Here is a 17,999-nt window from a genome sequence, read left to right on the forward strand (position 1 = left end):
CGGGCCATCGCGAAATTGAAATCTAGACAACGCCGAAATTGGCTTCGTCGATGGCGTTAGCTGCTTTGCTGGTCACCTGTGTCGGTCCATCTGGCGTCATAATGGGATCCATCGCAGAATGGTTTGTTCTTCGACAATCCACATCGGCAGAGCGAGTATTTGGTCTTGCTTGCGCCAACACCGTTGAATTCGGCTTCAAGGGCCAGATTGGTTACGTGATAGGGACCGTTCGGCTCTATGCTGATCGACACATCACCGGTGGTCAGATGCTGTTCGTGTGCGTTCCCAACAGAAACGCGCAAAGCCCCCGACGGACAGGCCGCCATCACATCAAGGATTTCGTCGAGCTTTCCACCATCGGGTTGGACCCAAGGCTTCTCGCGCGGATCAAAGACCGATCCGGCACGAGCCTGACACTGTGCGGCATGGGTGCACAGAACAGGGGTGTAGCTGATGGTAACATCAACGCCGTCGGCAACGCCTGAATAGGTGACCGCAGCATTGCGTAGATTGCTGTGATCTGGCGCGCTTTTGAAGCCCGCCTTGGAATGGCTGCCATCGCAGAAGGGCTTGTTGGCTGATGCTCCGCAGCGACACAGCGCTATCATCGGTTTGGGCTGTGACGTTTCGCCCGTCGCATCGGTAACGCCAGGGCCATTGGCAACCAGCAGTGGGCCATCTTCTTTCAAGGATATGGTTGGGGTGTCAGTCATCGCCCTCATCCGCCATACATTGCTTTATCCGGCTGCCTCGGATCGGTTGATCCACCATAGCGGCACACTGAGCAGTATGGCTGAGGCGGAGACTAGTGTCATGACGGTGCCAGGGACAAAGTTCACGAAGCCGCCCAGATCCATGAAGATGAAGTAGCCAACATCGGTAACGCCACCGACAATGGCTGCTGTCCAAATGGCGGTGAGGTTGGCCCGCCAGATAAAGATGGCTGCGATCAGTGTGTACGTACCAATCCAAAGCAGGTTGAAACCGTGCTGATTGAGGACAGCGCCAACGGCGGGATGGTAATCGCCAGCCAGAAGGGCTGGGTCCACAGCATCGGCGATGCCAGCGACCGACCCCGCGGTGTCTTGCGTGATGGTCATCACCCCAGCGAACATATGGACCAAGCCCCATACAACCCACAGGATGGCTGCAGCTTTAAGCGCTAGCATTTGGTTCCTTGTCATGGTCAAAACCCCTTTCTGTGATGCCTAAAGCGAGGCGGCAGAACACGTCGCTGAGGAGGTAAGTTGACTTTATCAACTATCATAAAGTGGACTATGTCAACAAAATAAACCATGCCAGATATTGAGACCGCACAACTGACTGACCGTTTTATGCGTCGCATTCATGCCCAGCTGGGCGCGCGTGCTGAGCAGTTTGACAGCCACAAGGTTGGGCCGTCTGGCGGTATCTTGTTGCTGACTCTGGCTGATATGGCCCCGGTGAAAATGCACGCACTCGTCAGTGCTATGCAGCGCGATAAATCGCAGATGACGCGAGCTGTTCAGGGACTGGAAGCCAAAGGCTTGATTGAACGGCAGGTGGATCCCGCGGATGCGCGTGTGAACGTGCTGCTGCTCACACCACAGGGGCAAGAGGCCGTTTTGCGCATACAGGAAGCAGTTGCGCAGGTGCTGGCCGACATCCTCACCCCGCTTTCAAACGAGGAGCAGGAAACGTTGCGAGCCCTGCTGCGGCGCTTGTAGTGCGTTGCTGGTGGGATCTGCGCGGCGGCTGCGACCTCACACCCATTTGAAGCGACGGTGAGCGCGCGCTAGCCTATATCGGTGTGACATTCACATCAGCACGAGGATCGTGTGCCAGAGTTTTCTGAAGCCACCGTTCGCCTGACCGCCTTTATCGGCATCTTCACCGCGATGGCGGTGTTTGAACAGTTTTTGCCGCGCCGGGAGCGTTTTCCAGCGCGCGGACGGCGCTGGCTGACCAATTGGGGCATGCTCATCGTCGACTCCGTCGTGTTGCGCATCCTCTTCCCAGCCGCCGCTGTGGGCGTTGCGCTGTGGGCCGAAGGGGCGGGCTTTGGCCTCTTCAATATCATCGACGTGCCGATGATCCTGGTCGTTCTGTTTGTGATCGTGTTTCTCGATTTCGCGGTCTGGCTGGAGCATGTGGTCTCACACCATTGGCCTTGGCTTTGGCGCATCCACAAAGTGCACCATGCCGATGTGGATTTGGACGTGACCAGCGCGCTGCGCTTTCATCCGCTGGAGATCATCATCTCCATGCTTTGGAAGGGCGCCTTGGTGGCCTTGCTGGGCGCGCCCGCTATCGCGGTTTTGATTTTTGAGATCATTTTGAACGGCATGGCGATGTTCAACCATTCCAACGTGAAGCTGCCGCTTTCAATTGATCGTGTTTTGCGTCCCGCCATTGTCACACCTGACATGCACCGCATTCACCACTCCATCATTGAGCGTGAAACCAACACCAATTACGGCTTCAACCTCTCCATTTGGGACCGTCTGTTCGGCGTCTACACGCAGGATCCGGTGATGGGCCAGCAGGGCATGACCATCGGGCTTGCCGAGCATCAAAACCGCGAGCCAACCGGCCTCATCTGGAGCCTTTTGCTGCCGTTTCGCACCTACCAAAAGGTCAATGCGCCCGATCCGCTGATGGAAGGCGAAGCGGCTAGAGCCCCAACGGATCGAGTGGAAACGCCGTCAGCATAATCGTCTCCAGTTCCCCGGACGACTCCAAGCGAATAAGTGCCGCGTTGAGCGCCTGAACAAGCTGCGACTGGCCTCGGGGAACTGCAAAGGCTAACCCCTCGCCGAAATAGCTAACCGAGAAGATTGGCTGACCGACAAAGGCGCAACAGTCACCTGACTGATTGCCTGCAAGCCAAATGGCCAGGTCAATGCCGTCACCAAAGGCGTGACTGATATCCTCACGCCGCAACGCGCGCAGCATCGCCTGTGCGTTGGGGAAGGTTTCAATCTCAGTATCGGCATAGGCATCACGCAAAAAGGCGGCATGAGCGGTGTTTTCCACCACGCCGATGCGAGCATCGTTCAGCCAGTCTGCGCTATCACTGGTCTCGGCCACAGCGGACTGTGCGCCAACAAAACGGGCGGCAAACCGATAATAGGGCAAGGAAAAGGTGAACCGCTCCGCATTCTGTCGGGTGATGGAAAGACCGGCGGCGAGAACAAGATTGTTGGGGTCTTCCTGCGCGGCAGCCATCACCTGGTCAAACCGGCGCGCTTGCAGCGTGCACGGCAGATCGAGCGTGTCACAGACGGCACGGATCAGATCGATATGCACGCCTGAAAGGCGTCCCGACCCGTCAAGGAAGGCAAAGGGCGGGAAATCGTCAGCGACCACAAAGCGTAACACTGGCCCAGGCATTGGTTCAGGCAGTGCGATGCGCGCGCGCGGATTGATGAAGCGAAGATCGGACAGCCCTGCTGGCGCCTCTGAACCCTCTTCCTGGGCGGTGCTTTCGCTGGCGCCTTCACCGTCTTGCGCTGAACTTGGCCCTGCCATTGCCAAAGGCAGCAGCAAAAGGGCGGCTAGCAGCAGAGGGCTGACTAACGCCATGCAAAAAGGGTGATGAAGAATTCGCACAGGCATCCGCACGTCAGAATGGTCGAGATCAGGCTTGGGTATAGCGCTCTCTGAAGCAAGCTCAAACCGGGAATTGCGCAAAGTATAGCGTCCGGCCATCGCGCACCTAGGCAGAGACCCCGATAGCGCTCGGGTAAGAAAGGCGAGAGGCTAGCGGGCTGACCGGGGTGGGGCCTGGATCAGATCAGCTTTTTGGGGGAAGCAGGCATGGGCAGCCTTTCCAGTCAGCAGAGCATGCGGGTGGCGCCGCCACCGCGCTATGCCGATGCGCAGGCGGCAGCGCGTTTGCCCATCAAACCTGACAAACCTCCCGTAACATCAGGTCCAATACCTGAAGGCTGGATGCCAGACCTGCTTGGTCCATCCTCTCGGTTGCGCGCGCTTGTGAACAAAGTTCGTTACATGCCATTGCGGCACCGCAATGGGGCACGTGGCGCTGTCTATGAGGATACACCATCGGCGCGCGCCACAATTGCCAGACTTCGTGCGACGAATCCCAAGGCCGCTGATCTGCTTTTCCTTGCTCCGCGCGGAACGGTGCAGGCGATGTGGGCAGATGCCTTGGGCACCGATCTCACGGCGTTTTCGCAAACACACCTCTCCACCACGCAACCGGAGATGAGCGCGCGGGACACGTTTGTCCGCAGCCAAACCATTGCCTTGGCGACCATAACGCTCTGTCTTGGTCTTTGGGCCTTGCTCGCCACGCCGAGTCTGCTGGTGATGCTGAACGGTGTGTTTGGCACTCTCTACTTCTCGGTTGGCATCGCGCGGATTTTGGCGGTGCTCACACCCATGCCTCGGCTTGCTCGCTACAAACCAATGGCAAACCGCGCCTTGGATGATGCTCTGCCAATGTTTTCGGTGCTGATCCCGATCTACGACGAGGCAGCCATGGTGCCACAGCTCATTGCTTCCATGCGAGCGCTCGATTACCCGCCAGACAAGCTGGAAATCCTGATTCTGACCGAAGCCGATGACGGCGCTACCTTGCAAGCATTGGCCAAGCAGAAGCTGCCTGACCACATGGCCGTGATCCGTGTGCCGCCAAGCAAACCACGAACCAAACCCAAAGCGCTGAACTTCGCGCTACCGCTCACACGCGGTGCGTTTATCACCATTTATGATGCTGAAGATCGGCCCGAACACGACCAGTTGCGCAAGGCAGTGGCGATGTTTGAGGTATCCAAGTCCAAACACGCCTCAAAACTTGGGTGCGTTCAAGCCGCGCTTCACGTCACCAATGGGCGCGTGAATTTTCTTACTCAGCATTTTGCACTTGAGTATATGGCCTTGTTCGATGCGTTTTTGCCGGCACTTTCGCGCTTCAACTTGCCAATTCCTTTGGGTGGAACCTCCAATCACTTTCGCCGCTCAGCGCTCATCGAGGCCGGTGGGTGGGACCCCTACAATGTGACGGAGGATGCAGACCTTGGCATCCGCTTGGCACGCCTTGGCTACACCACGCAGATGATCAACTCGACAACCTTTGAAGAGGCGCCAACCGCCTTCAAACCTTGGATCAAACAACGGGCGCGATGGTTTAAGGGCTGGTGGCAGACTTGGCTGGTGCATATGCGCCACCCAATACGGCTGATGCACGAACTTGGGTTTGGTGGTTTTCTCGTGTTTCAAACCATCATGCTTGGCGTGCTTGTGTCCGTTCTGATTCACCCGTTCTTCCTGGGGGCTACACTCTGGGCAATGAGCGGCGTGGGCGGACCGCTCTACGCCGCTGCAACAGGGACCGGACAGGTCCTCATCACCCTTAATTTGGTCAACTTCAGTTTGGGCTACCTGTCGGTGGTGATGCTGAGCGGAGCGGGAGCAAACAGACGCAGCATGAAGGGCATTGTGCCGGTTCTTCTGTCTATCCCACTCTATTGGATTTGCCTGTCAGCGGCGGGTTTTTTGGCGTTGTGGGAGCTAATCCGCCGCCCTCACCATTGGAACAAGACACCGCACCAAGCGATCTGATTGCTTTCAGAATGGGCCAGTAAGCGGTTGGCCAGCGCGCGGTTGTGCCAAAGGCACAGGGCGGTGCGAACATGGAGCGGGTGAAGGGAATCGAACCCTCGTCGTCAGCTTGGGAAGCTGCTGCTCTACCATTGAGCTACACCCGCTTTGATCTGCTTGTGGCAGAGCCTGCCGTTTCCATCAAGCGCCGTTCTGGCCAAGAATGTGTGTCAGTTGAAGTGACCAACCTTGCCCTTCGGTCGATGCTTTGCCCATCGCCTGATGGCCAAAGTAGAGATGCAAAATCAGATCGGCTTTTTCTTGAACAGGCTGGACCGCTGCTCTCTCCCCCATCTCGCCATCATAGCGATGCAGCACCTCGGCAATCCCATCGCGCAACTTAGACGCCATGCGGTTTGTGCGTCTACTTACTTCGCTCTGAACGGGTCCAAGTTCCACCATAGCGTTGCAGATGAAGCAGCCACGACCAGGGTCTTTGGAGTCGGAGAACAAAAGGCTGAGACAGTCAGCGGATGTAGACCCTTTGCAGTCTGCCAAAGCTTCCAACGTCCGGTCGACCACCTTTTTGTCATACTGGTCGAGTGCCGCCAGATAGGCGCTCTCCTTGTCAGTGAAGGCTTTGTAGAAACTGCCGCGCGTCAGCCCCATCGCCTTGAGAAGATCTGGCAGGTTGGTGGCCATGTAGCCCTGACGCCAGAAGATTTCCATTGCACCATCAAGGGCGGTGTCCAAATCGAAGGATCGAGGCCGTGCCATGACTGCTCCACTGGATAGGTGAGAGAGTGAGCATCACGTGCTCACGGTCTGCTCGCTAACTATCACAGACTGTTGATTTGTACCAATTGGTTCCTAATGAAAGGATTTGCCCATTCGACGCGCGAAAGCGCCGCGAACTTTCGCAAACCCGGGGCATGCGTGTTGCTCGCCCCGATGAACAAGGAAACCTTTCATGAAACACGTCAAATCTCTCCTAGCCGGTGCTGCCGTCTCTGTTGCCCTGGCCTCTTCCGCTTTGGCTGCCGGCGTTGAACTCAACGCCTCGTCCACCGGCCTCGCGCTGCAAGGCTATGATCCTGTTGCCTACTTCACGGAAGGTGAAGCAACGCCAGGCGATTGGCGGATTACTGCGAGCTACCAAGATGCGACCTATCGCTTCTCTAGCGAAGAGCACAAAGCCGCATTTGAAGCCGATCCTGAGTCCTTCCTGCCTGAGTATGGTGGCTACTGTGCTTTTGGCGCCGCCATGGGCTTCAAGTTCGATGGCGACCCCGAGCAGTGGCGCATTGTGGATGGCGAGCTTTATCTGAACATCTCCGCCGATATCCAGGAACGTTGGTTGCAAGATGTCCCCGGCTACATCGAACAAGCCGATTCAAACTGGCCAACCATTGTTGATGTCGAACCGGCTGCTCTTCAGCAGTAAACAGCTTCTGTCTCCGTGATAACCGACCGTGGCGGCCTGGACTGCCACGGTTCCATGCGGGCTGGTGGTCGCCCCGCTAAAGCCCTTTGTCCATCAAAAGCCTGATCTCCGTTGCTGACGTGCCGGCCACGATGCGACCAAGCTCCTGATTGCCTTTCAGCACCAGCAGCGTGGAGCGGCGCGGAATAGAACGGCGCACGGCCACTTCGTGGGTGCGATAGGTGTCCCAGTCAACGCGCACGAAGGTCATCGCCTGATCATAGGCAGGGTTGCTCGCCCGCAGATTGTTGACCACGCGCTCTTGGCGGCGACAGGTACCACACCAGGTGGCGGAGTAATCCACGAACACGGTGCGCCCTTCGGCCAGCGCTTCATCGATAAGGCCTGGCGTGTACTCCACGAAACCGGATGCTTGAGCTGCAGTGACACCAAGCAACGGTGAGGCAGCCAAGGCCAATGCGGAGGTTAAAAACAGACGACGGTTCAGCGGTTGGGTCATGGCAGTGTCTCCACGTGTTAGAGCGCAACAGAAAGGTCTTGCAGCCAGATGGGCATGACATCCAATGCCCAGGCTTCGATGATATGGTGCAGGCCAAAAAACAGCATCAGCCCAACGGCAATGAAGGTGAAGCCAATGATGGGTTTGGAGCGTTCAGCAAGTCCGCGCAGGCTATCAGCGCGGGCGCGGATGGTTTCCCGAGCGCCATAGCCGAGCGCCACGATGAGCGTTGAAACGCCCGCTGCAAAAAACGTCATGATAAGCGTCACATAACCAAGGCTTTGACCTTGTGAGGCGAGCGCAATTGCGCCGCCAAGCGTCGGACCGATACATGGCGACCAGACCATGCCAAGCAAGGCGCCACCAATAAACTGGCCACGCACATCAGAAGTATCCGTTTCCCCCATGCGCGCGCCCGCGCTGGCGGCCGGTCCGGCAGCAACCAGTTCAAAGCGTCGGGAAAAAGCCGGCACCATCAACACAGCACCAAACGCCATCATCAAAACGGCACCAATCTGCGCCAGCAGTTCAGGCGTTAGGCCAATCGCATTGCCAAAAGCCGTGACGGTCACGCCAAACACCACAAAAGAAAGGCTCATCCCGGCAGCCAGCGCAAGCGGCCCAAACCGGGAGGCGTTCAAGGCACCCACGAGCACGATGGGCAACACCGGCAAAACGCAGGGGTTTATCAGCGTCAGCAATCCAGCAGCATAAGCGAAAATCAGCTCCATATCGCTCCTTTGCAAGCATCAAGAGCAGCGATCAAGCCGGTTGCGGTCACGTTTGCTTTACTGAGCCCTGCAAGCAGGTCGATAGGAAGTCCAACGATCACCAATCAAGACCTTGAACCAACCATATCGGTTACCCATAAGGCTGATGTTGATTCCGCCCGCCAGCAAGGACCCCCCATGCGCGAAAAGGTTGAAGCCCTTATCACCAGCCGTCGCTTTGAGGTGGCGATTACCGCCCTCATCGTGCTCAACGCAATTACACTCGGACTGGAAACCTCTGAAGCTGTGATGGCACAGTTCGGATCGATCTTGATGTTCATCGACGAAGCGGTGCTCTGGGTATTTGTGGTGGAGCTGGCGCTACGGTTCTACGTCTATCGCACGAAGTTCTTTCACGACCCCTGGCGCATTTTTGATTTTGTAATTGTCGGCATCGCCCTGATGCCCACCACCGGGGCACTCTCGGTTCTGCGCGCGCTGCGTATTTTGCGCGTGCTGCGCTTGGTTTCCATGGTCCCCTCATTGCGCCGTGTGGTCGGCGGGCTGATTGCAGCCCTGCCTGGCATGGGCTCGATCACGGTGCTTTTGACCCTGATCTTTTATGTTTTCTCGGTCATCGCGACGAAACTTTACGGCACAGGCGAAGGCGCCTGCGAAGTCGTTGCCGGGCGCTGCGAGGAGTTGGCTCTGTGGTTTGGCACGCTGCCAGCCTCGGCCTATTCCCTGTTTCAGATCATGACACTGGAAAGCTGGTCGATGGGCATCGTGCGCCCGGTCATGGAAGTCCACCCGTACGCCTGGGCGTTCTTCATCCCCTTCATTCTCTGCACCACTTTCACCGTGCTCAACCTGTTCATCGGGATCATCGTTTCGGCGATGCAGGCCGAACACGAGGAAACCGCTGAACAGGAGCGCGCCGATCTGCATGAAGAGCAGAAAGTGATTTTGAGCGAGCTACGGGCGCTGCGCTCAGAGGTGGCGGAGATGAAGAAGGGGTAGTCGCCGAACTTCCAGGAGCGTCATCCTCGCCCTTGTGGCGGGGATCCATGCCTCACACTGTTCTTGCAATCATTGCGGCATCAGGAAAGTCCATTGAAGTGGACCCCCAGCACAAGGCCGAGGGTGACGATCGAGAGACACGTCTCTACCGAAAATGCTTTGAGAGCTTCAGGCCTTGCGCCTGATAGTTGGAAACGCCCCCTGCGCCGTAAAGCGTGGTCGGGCGTTCACGCATGGTCTCAAACACCAGCCGCCCGATCATCTGGCCGTGCTCAACCAAAAACGGCACTTCGCGCGAGCGCACTTCAAGCACTGCCCTTGCACCAACACCATCGGCCTCAGGCGCACCAAAGCCTGGATCGAAAAAGCCAGCATAGTGCACACGGAACTCGCCCACGAGTGGATCGAACGGCACCATCTCGGCGGCGTAGTCAGCTGGCACGTGCACAGCTTCTTGGCTCACCAAAATGTAGAAAGCCGCTGGATCGAAGATCAGCGAGTTGGTCGCATCGGCATAGAGCGGCTCCCAATAGGCCTCACGATCAAGCGCTGCCTTTTCATCAACACGCACAAGGCCGCCAGGGCGTTTGGCGCGATAGCCGATCAAGCCGTCTTTCCCGCCTTTCAGGTCAATGGAAACCGCCAACCCGTTCTGGAACTGGGCTGGTGCACCGGAGACGAGGCCCAAGCGCTGGTCCAGGCTTTTGAGCTCCTTGTCGGACAACAGCGTGTTGCCGCAGCGAAACCTGATCTGAGACAGGCGCGAGCCTGGTTTCACCAGGATGGGAAAGCTCTGCGGCGCGATCTCCAAATAGAGTTTGCCTGTGTAACCCGCCGAAATTTGGTCGAACACTGCGCCGCCATCGGTGATCACGCGGGTAAAAATGTCGAGCCGACCGGTGGAGCTTTTCGGGTTGGTTGCCGCGCTCACTTCTGGCGGTAGCGCCAGAGCCTCGTTCAGCTCCACCAGATAGATACAGCCGGTTTCAAGCACCGCGCCGTCTTCCAGCGCCATCTGGTGCAAGGCAATCTCACCGAGCCGCTGGGCCACCGTGCGATTAGCACCGGGCAAGAAACTCGCCTTGATGCGGTAGGCCGTCTGACCCAGCCGCAGGTCGAGGCTGGCCGGTTGGACCTGATCCTCATCCAAAGGCGTGGCATGGCTGATCGCCCCGGCTTCAACCATCGCGACAATGTCATGATCAGGCAGGATACCGTCCGTCGGACCGAAAGAAGGAAGAGATGTGCTCATGGCAAAACTGTTTTCGTAAAGCGATGCTTGAGTCCATCTCAGCAAGACAACCATACACAGCTGGTTTACGACCTTTGTTCGTTAAACCGGACAAACGTTCGTCTTGACGAACGATACAGCTGTGATAGTCGGTCGAGCAGCCACTTCTGGGATTTTTCCGATGAACGACACTTCAAAGCCAACCCACGCCTTGCGCCCTGAGACACATCTCGTTCATGGCGGCTCGATGCGCTCTGGCTTTGGCGAGACATCCGAAGCGCTCTTTCTCACCCAGAGTTTTGTCTATGACAGCGCCGAGCAGGCTGAGGCGCGCTTTCAAGGTGATGAACCAGGATTCATTTATTCGCGCTTTTCCAACCCAACCATCAAGATGCTGGAAGACCGACTTTGCCTGCTGGAGGGCGCTGAAGCCTGCCGGGTGACGGCCTCAGGCATGGCAGCGGTAACAGCAGCTATGCTCTGTTCTTTGTCGGCTGGCGACCATGTGGTGGCCGCACGGGCGCTTTTTGGGTCGTGTCGTTATGTGGTGGAAGACTTGCTGCCGCGTTTTGGTATCGAGACCACGCTGGTTGACGGCCGTGATCTGGACGCTTGGAAAGCTGCAAGGCGGCCCAACACCAAGGTGTTTTTCCTCGAAACGCCTTCCAATCCGACGCTGGAAGTCATCGATCTGCAAGCGGTGGCCGATATCGCCCATGAAGGCGGTGCCAAGCTTTACGTGGACAATGTGTTTGCCACGCCGCTCTACCAGCGCCCGATGCAGTTTGGCGCGGATGTGGTGATCTATTCGGCGACCAAGCATATGGATGGGCAAGGCCGCTGTTTGGCCGGTGCTGTGCTGGCCGATGAGACGTGGATCAACGACCACCTACACAACTATTTGCGGCAAACCGGGCCAAGCCTTTCACCGTTCAACGCGTGGGTGATCCTAAAAAGCCTTGAAACCTTCGCGCTGCGGGTGAACCAGCAAGCTGACAACGCCACAGCCCTGGCAGATCTCTTGGCCGCACACCCTGATGTGGCCCGCGTGCTCTATCCGCATCGCAACGATCACCCCGATTTCGAGGTTGCCTCACGGCAAATGACGCGCGGTGGAACGCTGATTGCCTTTGAAGTGGACGGTGGAAAAGCCGAAGCCTTTTCGTTTCTGAACCGGCTGGGCATCATCAAAATCTCCAACAATCTTGGCGATGCAAAGAGCCTCATCACCCATCCATCTACGACCACCCACCAACGGTTGGAAGAAGCTGACCGGCTTGATCTTGGTATCCACCAAAATCTGTTGCGGTTATCGGTTGGTTTGGAACATGTGGATGACCTGTGGGATGATCTCAGCTCGGCTCTGCGCTAGGGCTTAAACGTCTGCCACGCCATGATGATACGCGCGATGGCCGTGAGCATGACCAGCGCGGTGAAGGCGTAGGCCAGCCAAGGGAACCAAGCTGGCATGATACAGGCGACCACAAAAACCGCGATGGTTTCGGTGCCCTCGGCCAAACCGCCAGTAAAATAGAGCGATTTGGAGCCACGCCGATCCGTGCTCATCCCATGTTTTTCCGCCAAGATCGCATAACCCAAAAACGAGCCGCCATTGATGTAGAAGCTGAAAAGCAGAACGCAGGCGGCCACTGCATTGGCGGCCGGATCGGCAATGGCAAAACCCAGTGGCACAGCAGCGTAAAACGCGTAGTCACAGACGATATCAAGATAGCCACCTCGGTCGGTCTTGTGTGTGGCGCGGGCAACTGCCCCATCCAGCCCATCAGCAAGACGGCTTGCCAGTACCAAAGCAAGCCCGACCCAAAACGCCTGCAACGCGATGGCCAAGCCAGCGGCCAAGCCCAGCACCAAACCAAGAAGCGTAATGTGATCAGCGGTCAAGCCGACACGCGCGATCGCACGGCCCAAAGCGTTGAGCGGCGGGTCAATCAAGGTGCGCATCTGGCCATCAAGCATGGCGGAAAGCTTTCAATGTTTCGTCGGCTTTCGGTTAGGCGCTTGGCCCAAGGGACGCAAGCAGTCAGGCATCCAACTCAGCAGCTTGTGAACATGCGTGACACGCCAAGCCCCTTATGGGAAACTGACAGCATCTAGCCAGGAAAGGCCCGAACAGGGTTGCGCGATGTATCAGGCGGTGACGAAAAACATCCAAGTGACGGTGGAACCGCAGTTTCTGCCCGATGAGTCAGATGTTGATGCGGGTCGCTTTTTCTTTGCCTATGGCGTGGAGATTGCCAATCTCAGCCGATCTATTGTTCAAGTGCGGACGCGCTACTGGCACATCACCGATGGGTTGGGCCGCGTGCAAGAAATCAACGGCGATGGCGTGGTTGGCGAGGAGCCCATTCTTCACCCTGGAGAAAGTTTTCGCTACACATCCGGCTGTCCGCTGGATACGCCGACGGGCATCATGGTCGGCCACTATGGCGTGGAAACGTTGGAAGGCACACGCTTTAACGTCGACATTCCCGCCTTCTCGCTTGATGCGCCGTTCTATGAGCGCACGCTGAACTAGGTCGCACACACCCGCTTATGTTCAATCCTGGACCGATTTTTCTGATTATCGGCGCGCTGTTGGCAACGCTTGGTGTCGCGATGATGATCCCAGCGCTGGTGGATTTGGCGCAGGCCAACAATGATTGGGTGGTGTTTGCGGCCAGCTCACTGGTGACAACACTGGTTGGGCTGGGTCTGGCGCAAACCGGGCGCGGACGACCCGCTATTCTTTCTTCTCGCCAAGCCGTTTTGATGACCGTTGGCGCATGGACGGTGCTGCCAGCTTTTGCCGCTCTTCCTTTGCTCTGGTCCGGCGCGACCCCGAGCTACACCGATGCTTTCTTTGAGGCGATGAGCGGCATCACCACGACCGGTGCGACCGTTGTTTCTGGGCTGGACGACCAACCACCGGGTGTCCTCATCTGGCGCTCCATGCTGCAATGGCTCGGCGGCTTGGGTGTGGTCGTGATGGCGGTTTCGATCCTGCCTATGCTGCGTGTCGGTGGTATGCAGCTTTTCAAAACCGAAGCCTTTGATACGCCGGACAAGATTCTGCCTCGCGCCACACAAATTTCAGGCTCGCTGATCGGCGTGTTCTCCGTCTTCACGCTCTTGTGCGCCATGGCTTACACCGCGGCGGGAATGACGTTTTTCGATGCCGTCAACCACGCCATGACGACAGTGGCAACCGGTGGCTACTCCACCCGCGATGCGTCCATCGGCTATTTTCAATCCGGCGCGGTGGAACTGATCGGGATTGTTTTCATGATCCTCGGGTCCTTGCCGTTTCTGCTCTATGTACAGGCGTTGCAAGGGCGCCCAATGGGCCTGCTGCGCGACAGCCAAGTCCATGTGTTTCTGGCGCTGCTTATCGTTTTTTCGATGATTGTCGCACTGGCGCTTGATCCACTAACGGCCGAGCGCGGCGTCATTGCCGATCTGCGTATCGCCACCTTCAACGTGGTCTCGATCATGACCGGCACGGGCTACGCATCGGAGAATTACGGGCAGTGGGGTGCGATGCCCGTCATGGTATTTTTGGTCCTGACGCTGATTGGTGGATGCGCCGGCTCAACCGCTTGCGGCATGAAGATCTTCCGGGTGCAGGTGGCGCTGAAGACCGTCACCCAACATGTGCGACGCCTTGCTTACCCGCACGGCGTCTTTGTCATGCGGTACAATGGCCGCCCGATAGACGGGACGGTCGTCTCTGCCGTGATGAGCTTCATTTTCCTCTACTTCCTGCTCATCGGCTTGCTGGCCGTCGCCTTAATGGCGATGGACCTTGATCCGCTGACCGCCTTTTCCGGCGCGGCAACAACCATTGCCAATGTCGGTCCAGGGCTTGGCACAGTGATCGGGCCAGCGGGCAATTTCTCCACGCTACCTGATCTGGCCAAATGGTTGATGGCGCTCGCGATGTTGATTGGCCGTTTGGAACTCTTCACCGTTCTGGTGCTTATCCTGCCGCGCTTCTGGCAGCGCTAGCGGCGAGCAGCCGCTGGCTTGAATTTGGCTCTTTCCTAACCGGAGAGAGGCCTGCCTATTCAGCCGGTGTCAGCGCCCGACTGTCACTCTCACCATCATCAGCTAGCCGGCGCCCAAAGAAGGTGCGCAACACCAGAGCGATATCATCGCCCACCTTGAGCAGCGACGGCACCAACACCATGACAAACAGTGTTGCGGTCGCAAGACCGAAAGTGATCGTGATTGCCATGGGCAGCAAGAACTGCGCCTGAAGCGAGGTCTCAAAGAGCAGCGGCGAAAGCCCGCCAACCGTCGTGAGTGACGTAAGAAGAATGGCGCGGAAGCGATCCTGCGTTGCTTGGACAGCGGCCTCGGCAACGGCCATGCCCTCCTTCAAGCGATCGTCAAAACGAGACACCAAGATGATGGAGTTGTTGACCAGAATCCCCGCCAAGCCCAGCAATCCAATCAGGGACAGAATGGTGAGCTGGAAGCCCATCAGCCAATGACCCATGATCGCGCCAACGATGCCAAATGGGATGATCATCATCACTGCGATGGGGCGCCAATAGCTGGCGAAGACCCATGCCAAGATGATGTACATGATGCCGAGCGCCAGAATTCCGCCAAGGCCCAAATCATCAAAGGCTTCCTGACGTTCTTCAGCGCGACCTGAGAAAGTGAAATCAACCCCATGGGTATCGGCAATGCGCTGAAGATCACCGCCGCGCAGCGCGTCTTCGATCTCTCCGTTGGTTGTCACCTCAATATCAACGTCAGCGGTGACCGATACAGTGGTTCGCCCGTCACGACGCTGGATCACCGAGAAGCCCTGCCGATCCTCCAGGTTTACGACTTCAGTCAGCGGAACGTAAACGCCGGACGGCGAACGCAAATCAAGCGTGCGCAGCGACCCCGTGCCGCCTTGGCCAAGATCCTGGCGCACAACAATGGCGATTTCTTCATCCGGGAAAGGCAGGTTGCGCGCTGTGCGTCCACCAACAGCATCGCGGATTTGCGCCCCAACACCATCAAGTGTGAAACCCAGGGCTTCCCCACGTTCTGTCAGCGTGAGAATGATTTCCGGCTTGCCGTAGGGCAGGTCATCATCAACGCCGGAAACGCCTGGAAACTGCGTCAAAGCATCCTGTAGATCAGCAGCGGCAGCTTTCAGCGTTGCCGCGTTGTCGCCCAGCAGGCGGATGTCTAAGTCGCGGCCTGGCGGACCGCCACGACGCTCGAAAATGGATATGCGCTCAACCCCCGGTAAATCGGGCACAGCGCGCTGCCATGCCCTTACAACTTCAGGCGTGCGAATGGAGCGAGCCTCGGAAGAGGTGAGTTCAACGTCGATCCGGGCAAAATTATCGCCCTGATTGCGACCGGATTGGCCGTAAACCGCGTAGGCCGAGAGCACCAACGTGTCTTCGCCTTCAAGGTTGGCGGTTAGCTGCTCATCAGCAGCGCGCAACGCGCGATCAACCCGTGCCAGAGTCTCCAGCGCCCCTGCCTCCGACACGCCGGGCGTAAACGTGATCGAGGCGGTGATGTTTTCAGCTTCCGGCGAGGGGAAGAAGACGAAACCAACATGGTTGCCGCGCACGACGCCAACAATCATGATCAGCGCGGAGACGCAAAGCGCCAGCGTTACATAGCGCCAGGCCACCGCGGTTTTGACGATGATACGGAAGGGATTGTCGCGCACCCAGGCAAATCCACCATCAAAGCCACGTCGGAACCAGCTTTTGTGATTGACCTCTGTTGCGGAACCCAAACGGTCGCGTCGACGCTCACCATGAAGCCGCCACAGCTCAATCAAACCGGCCAGGACAAACGCCAAAACCGCAATCGCGACGGCCAAGGCCGGGGTCGCAGCCAATGGGTGTGCATTGATCACATCAGCGACGTCGCCCAAACCAATAGCGCCAGCAAGCGGTGCCTGATAGAGCACCAAAACCATGGGCGCCGCCAACAGAAGAGCGGTCAGGATAAGGCGTGTCCAATTGGTGCCACGGCGCGGCGTTGCTCCAAGCGAATGGGCCAAGTGACCGGGTAAGACGAAGAACACTTCCACCAAACTGGCGATCAAAACCGCAACCACGACGACGGGCAGTACGCCCATGATTTGGCCAATGGTCGATCCAACCAACAAGATGGGGCCAAAAGCAGCTGTGGTGGTGAGCATGGCGGCAATCACCGGCATCATCATGCGGGTGGCGCCGTTTTCAGCAGCCTCGTAAGGCCCATCACCCATGTCGAGACGCGTGGCCGTGTGCTCGCCCACCACAATCGCATCATCGACGATGATCCCCAGCGTCATGATGAGCGCGAACAGCGAGATCATGTTGATGGACTCGCCGAAAACGAACATGAGGCCGAGCGTTGCCATCACCGCAGTTGGAATGCCGACAGCCACCCAAAAGGCGATACGCATATTCAGGAAAACGAAAAGAATGGTCACCACGACAATGAGGCCAGACAGGCCGTTGGTGACCAGCAGTTGGATACGCTGTTCCACCGCCGTGGAGCGCAGATCGTAGATGGCAAGGTTCAGCGACTGGGGATATTCCAGCCGTGCTTGTTCAACCGTGGCCACCATTGCATCGGCGACTGCCAAAACATCTTGTGACGCTGAGCGCGAAACATCCATGCGGATGGCGCGCTCGCCCTGCACGAACCCTTGGCTTTGGCTGCTGTCATAAGTCTGGCGGATATCGGCGATATCGCGCAGTTCGATCCGCTCACCGGAGGCTTCGCCACGCACCACCACATGACCCAGCGACTCGATGCTATCAGCCTGGCTGAGCGTGCGGATCTGACGTTCCAAATCACCATCAAGATTGCCAGACGGCAGGTCGCGGCTGTTTTCGCTGATGCGCGTTGCAACGTCACCGATGCTCAGATCAAGGCGGCGCAACGTTGCCGGATCGATGGTCACTTCATATTCGGTGTCGCGCATGCCTGAGAAGCTGACCAGATCGATGTCATTGTTGATCAAACGGTCGCGCAGATCGCGCGCATAGCTTTTCAGCGCGTCTTCAGAGAACGGTCCAGAGATAGCAATCCGACCCACACGATCAGCAAAGTTGCTGGTTGTGATCACCGGCGTGTCTGATCCGTCTGGCAGCAAGGTGATCCCGGAAACCGCCTGTTCCACATCGGCCCGCGCTTCCACCATGTCAGTGCTATCGGTGAACTCGAGAAGAACCGACCCCGACCCTTCGCGGGCGTAAGACACGATTTCATCGACGCCATCGATAAAGCGCACTTCTGGCTCAACAATCGTTAGAATGTTGCTTTCCACATCCTCAGCGCTGGCACCGGACCAGCTGATCGAAATCGTCACCGAGTTGGTTTCAATGTCGGGGAAGAACTGTGTGTTGAGGTTGGCCAACCCATAGATGCCGAACAACACCATCAGCGCCATAACCAAGTTTGCAGCATTGGGATGGCGAACGAAGAGCCGGATCACCCCGCGTGCGCCCGTTGGCCCTTCATTGAGACGATTGCCTGCCGTGATGCGGGTTTGGCGTAAACGAGAAAGGGGCTGCTTGCTCATCGCGG

17 protein-coding genes and 1 tRNA gene are annotated in these 17,999 nt (G+C 57.6%); 8 read left to right on the forward strand and 10 right to left on the reverse strand.

Features of this window, described 5'->3' with window-relative positions; translation table 11 throughout:
- Nucleotides 1-56: 56 nt before the first annotated feature.
- Together ABWH92_RS02890 and ABWH92_RS02895 are read right to left on the reverse strand one after the other, a co-directional pair.
- Nucleotides 57-713, reverse strand: coding sequence for a CDGSH iron-sulfur domain-containing protein (locus ABWH92_RS02890; RefSeq protein WP_375571981.1), 657 nt, complete (start codon nucleotides 711-713; stop codon nucleotides 57-59).
- A 24-nt stretch (nucleotides 714-737) separates the two neighbouring features.
- Nucleotides 738-1,184, reverse strand: a complete 447-nt coding sequence (locus ABWH92_RS02895; RefSeq protein ID WP_375571983.1) for a hypothetical protein — start codon at nucleotides 1,182-1,184, stop codon at nucleotides 738-740.
- A 111-nt stretch (nucleotides 1,185-1,295) separates the two neighbouring features.
- Between ABWH92_RS02895 and ABWH92_RS02900 the strand changes: the two genes are divergently transcribed.
- Nucleotides 1,296-1,706, forward strand: coding sequence for a MarR family winged helix-turn-helix transcriptional regulator (locus tag ABWH92_RS02900; protein WP_375571985.1), 411 nt, complete (start codon nucleotides 1,296-1,298; stop codon nucleotides 1,704-1,706).
- Nucleotides 1,707-1,877: 171 nt separating this feature from the next.
- Nucleotides 1,878-2,693 carry a sterol desaturase family protein gene (locus tag ABWH92_RS02905; RefSeq protein WP_375574169.1) on the forward strand — a complete coding sequence of 272 codons (816 nt, stop codon included), beginning with the start codon at nucleotides 1,878-1,880 and terminating at the stop codon, nucleotides 2,691-2,693.
- On the opposite strand, the gene ABWH92_RS02910 is transcribed toward ABWH92_RS02905, so the two are convergent.
- The gene (locus tag ABWH92_RS02910) at nucleotides 2,653-3,690 is read right to left on the reverse strand and encodes a transporter substrate-binding domain-containing protein (protein ID WP_375571987.1); all 1,038 of its coding nucleotides are present in this window, start codon (nucleotides 3,688-3,690) and stop codon (nucleotides 2,653-2,655) included. The two genes, ABWH92_RS02905 and ABWH92_RS02910, sit on opposite strands and share 41 nt — an antisense overlap.
- Nucleotides 3,691-3,798: 108 nt before the next feature.
- On the opposite strand from ABWH92_RS02910, the gene ABWH92_RS02915 reads away from it, so the two are divergent.
- The gene (locus tag ABWH92_RS02915; RefSeq protein ID WP_375571989.1) at nucleotides 3,799-5,568 is read left to right on the forward strand and encodes a glycosyltransferase family 2 protein; all 1,770 of its coding nucleotides are present in this window, start codon (nucleotides 3,799-3,801) and stop codon (nucleotides 5,566-5,568) included.
- A 72-nt stretch (nucleotides 5,569-5,640) separates the two neighbouring features.
- On the opposite strand, the gene ABWH92_RS02920 is transcribed toward ABWH92_RS02915, so the two are convergent.
- Together ABWH92_RS02920 and ABWH92_RS02925 are read right to left on the reverse strand one after the other, a co-directional pair.
- Nucleotides 5,641-5,714: transfer RNA gene (locus ABWH92_RS02920), tRNA-Gly, on the reverse strand.
- 34 nt (nucleotides 5,715-5,748) lie between these two features.
- The gene (locus tag ABWH92_RS02925) at nucleotides 5,749-6,324 is read right to left on the reverse strand and encodes a TetR/AcrR family transcriptional regulator (RefSeq protein ID WP_375571991.1); all 576 of its coding nucleotides are present in this window, start codon (nucleotides 6,322-6,324) and stop codon (nucleotides 5,749-5,751) included.
- 193 nt (nucleotides 6,325-6,517) lie between these two features.
- Between ABWH92_RS02925 and ABWH92_RS02930 the strand changes: the two genes are divergently transcribed.
- Nucleotides 6,518-6,991: a YHS domain-containing (seleno)protein gene (locus tag ABWH92_RS02930; protein WP_375571993.1), complete on the forward strand. Its 474-nt coding sequence runs from the start codon at nucleotides 6,518-6,520 to the stop codon at nucleotides 6,989-6,991.
- Nucleotides 6,992-7,067: 76 nt separating this feature from the next.
- Here ABWH92_RS02930 and ABWH92_RS02935 read toward each other — a convergent pair whose 3' ends face one another.
- Together ABWH92_RS02935 and ABWH92_RS02940 are read right to left on the reverse strand one after the other, a co-directional pair.
- A complete protein-coding gene (locus ABWH92_RS02935; protein WP_375571995.1) occupies nucleotides 7,068-7,490 on the reverse strand; it encodes a thioredoxin family protein in 423 nt (140 codons plus the stop codon).
- A 17-nt stretch (nucleotides 7,491-7,507) separates the two neighbouring features.
- Entirely contained in the window at nucleotides 7,508-8,221 is a 714-nt protein-coding gene (locus tag ABWH92_RS02940) for a cytochrome c biogenesis CcdA family protein (RefSeq protein ID WP_375571996.1), read from the reverse strand.
- 177 nt (nucleotides 8,222-8,398) lie between these two features.
- Between ABWH92_RS02940 and ABWH92_RS02945 the strand changes: the two genes are divergently transcribed.
- The gene (locus ABWH92_RS02945) at nucleotides 8,399-9,220 is read left to right on the forward strand and encodes an ion transporter (RefSeq protein WP_375571998.1); all 822 of its coding nucleotides are present in this window, start codon (nucleotides 8,399-8,401) and stop codon (nucleotides 9,218-9,220) included.
- Between the two features lie 145 nt (nucleotides 9,221-9,365).
- Here ABWH92_RS02945 and ABWH92_RS02950 read toward each other — a convergent pair whose 3' ends face one another.
- Nucleotides 9,366-10,472, reverse strand: coding sequence for a 2'-deoxycytidine 5'-triphosphate deaminase (locus ABWH92_RS02950; RefSeq protein ID WP_375572000.1), 1,107 nt, complete (start codon nucleotides 10,470-10,472; stop codon nucleotides 9,366-9,368).
- 160 nt (nucleotides 10,473-10,632) lie between these two features.
- Here ABWH92_RS02950 and metZ point away from each other — a divergent pair, with 160 nt between their 5' ends.
- On the forward strand, nucleotides 10,633-11,823 hold the full coding sequence (metZ, locus tag ABWH92_RS02955; RefSeq protein WP_375572002.1) for an O-succinylhomoserine sulfhydrylase: 1,191 nt from the start codon (nucleotides 10,633-10,635) through the stop codon (nucleotides 11,821-11,823).
- On the opposite strand, the gene ABWH92_RS02960 is transcribed toward metZ, so the two are convergent.
- Nucleotides 11,820-12,428, reverse strand: a complete 609-nt coding sequence (locus tag ABWH92_RS02960; RefSeq protein WP_375572004.1) for a CDP-alcohol phosphatidyltransferase family protein — start codon at nucleotides 12,426-12,428, stop codon at nucleotides 11,820-11,822. The genes metZ and ABWH92_RS02960 overlap by 4 nt on opposite strands.
- A 166-nt stretch (nucleotides 12,429-12,594) precedes the next feature.
- Here ABWH92_RS02960 and apaG point away from each other — a divergent pair, with 166 nt between their 5' ends.
- Both apaG and ABWH92_RS02970 read left to right on the forward strand, forming a co-directional pair.
- Entirely contained in the window at nucleotides 12,595-12,987 is a 393-nt protein-coding gene (gene apaG, locus ABWH92_RS02965; RefSeq protein WP_375572006.1) for a Co2+/Mg2+ efflux protein ApaG, read from the forward strand.
- 17 nt (nucleotides 12,988-13,004) lie between these two features.
- The gene (locus ABWH92_RS02970; RefSeq protein ID WP_375572008.1) at nucleotides 13,005-14,456 is read left to right on the forward strand and encodes a TrkH family potassium uptake protein; all 1,452 of its coding nucleotides are present in this window, start codon (nucleotides 13,005-13,007) and stop codon (nucleotides 14,454-14,456) included.
- Between the two features lie 55 nt (nucleotides 14,457-14,511).
- Here the strand turns inward: ABWH92_RS02970 and ABWH92_RS02975 are convergent, their stop codons facing one another.
- Nucleotides 14,512-17,994 (reverse strand): efflux RND transporter permease subunit, encoded by a 3,483-nt coding sequence (locus ABWH92_RS02975; protein ID WP_375572010.1) that lies wholly within the window; start codon nucleotides 17,992-17,994, stop codon nucleotides 14,512-14,514.
- Nucleotides 17,995-17,999 lie beyond the last annotated feature (5 nt).

The organism is Ahrensia marina, assembly GCF_042140245.1.
Classification (GTDB): domain Bacteria; phylum Pseudomonadota; class Alphaproteobacteria; order Rhizobiales; family MH13; genus MH13.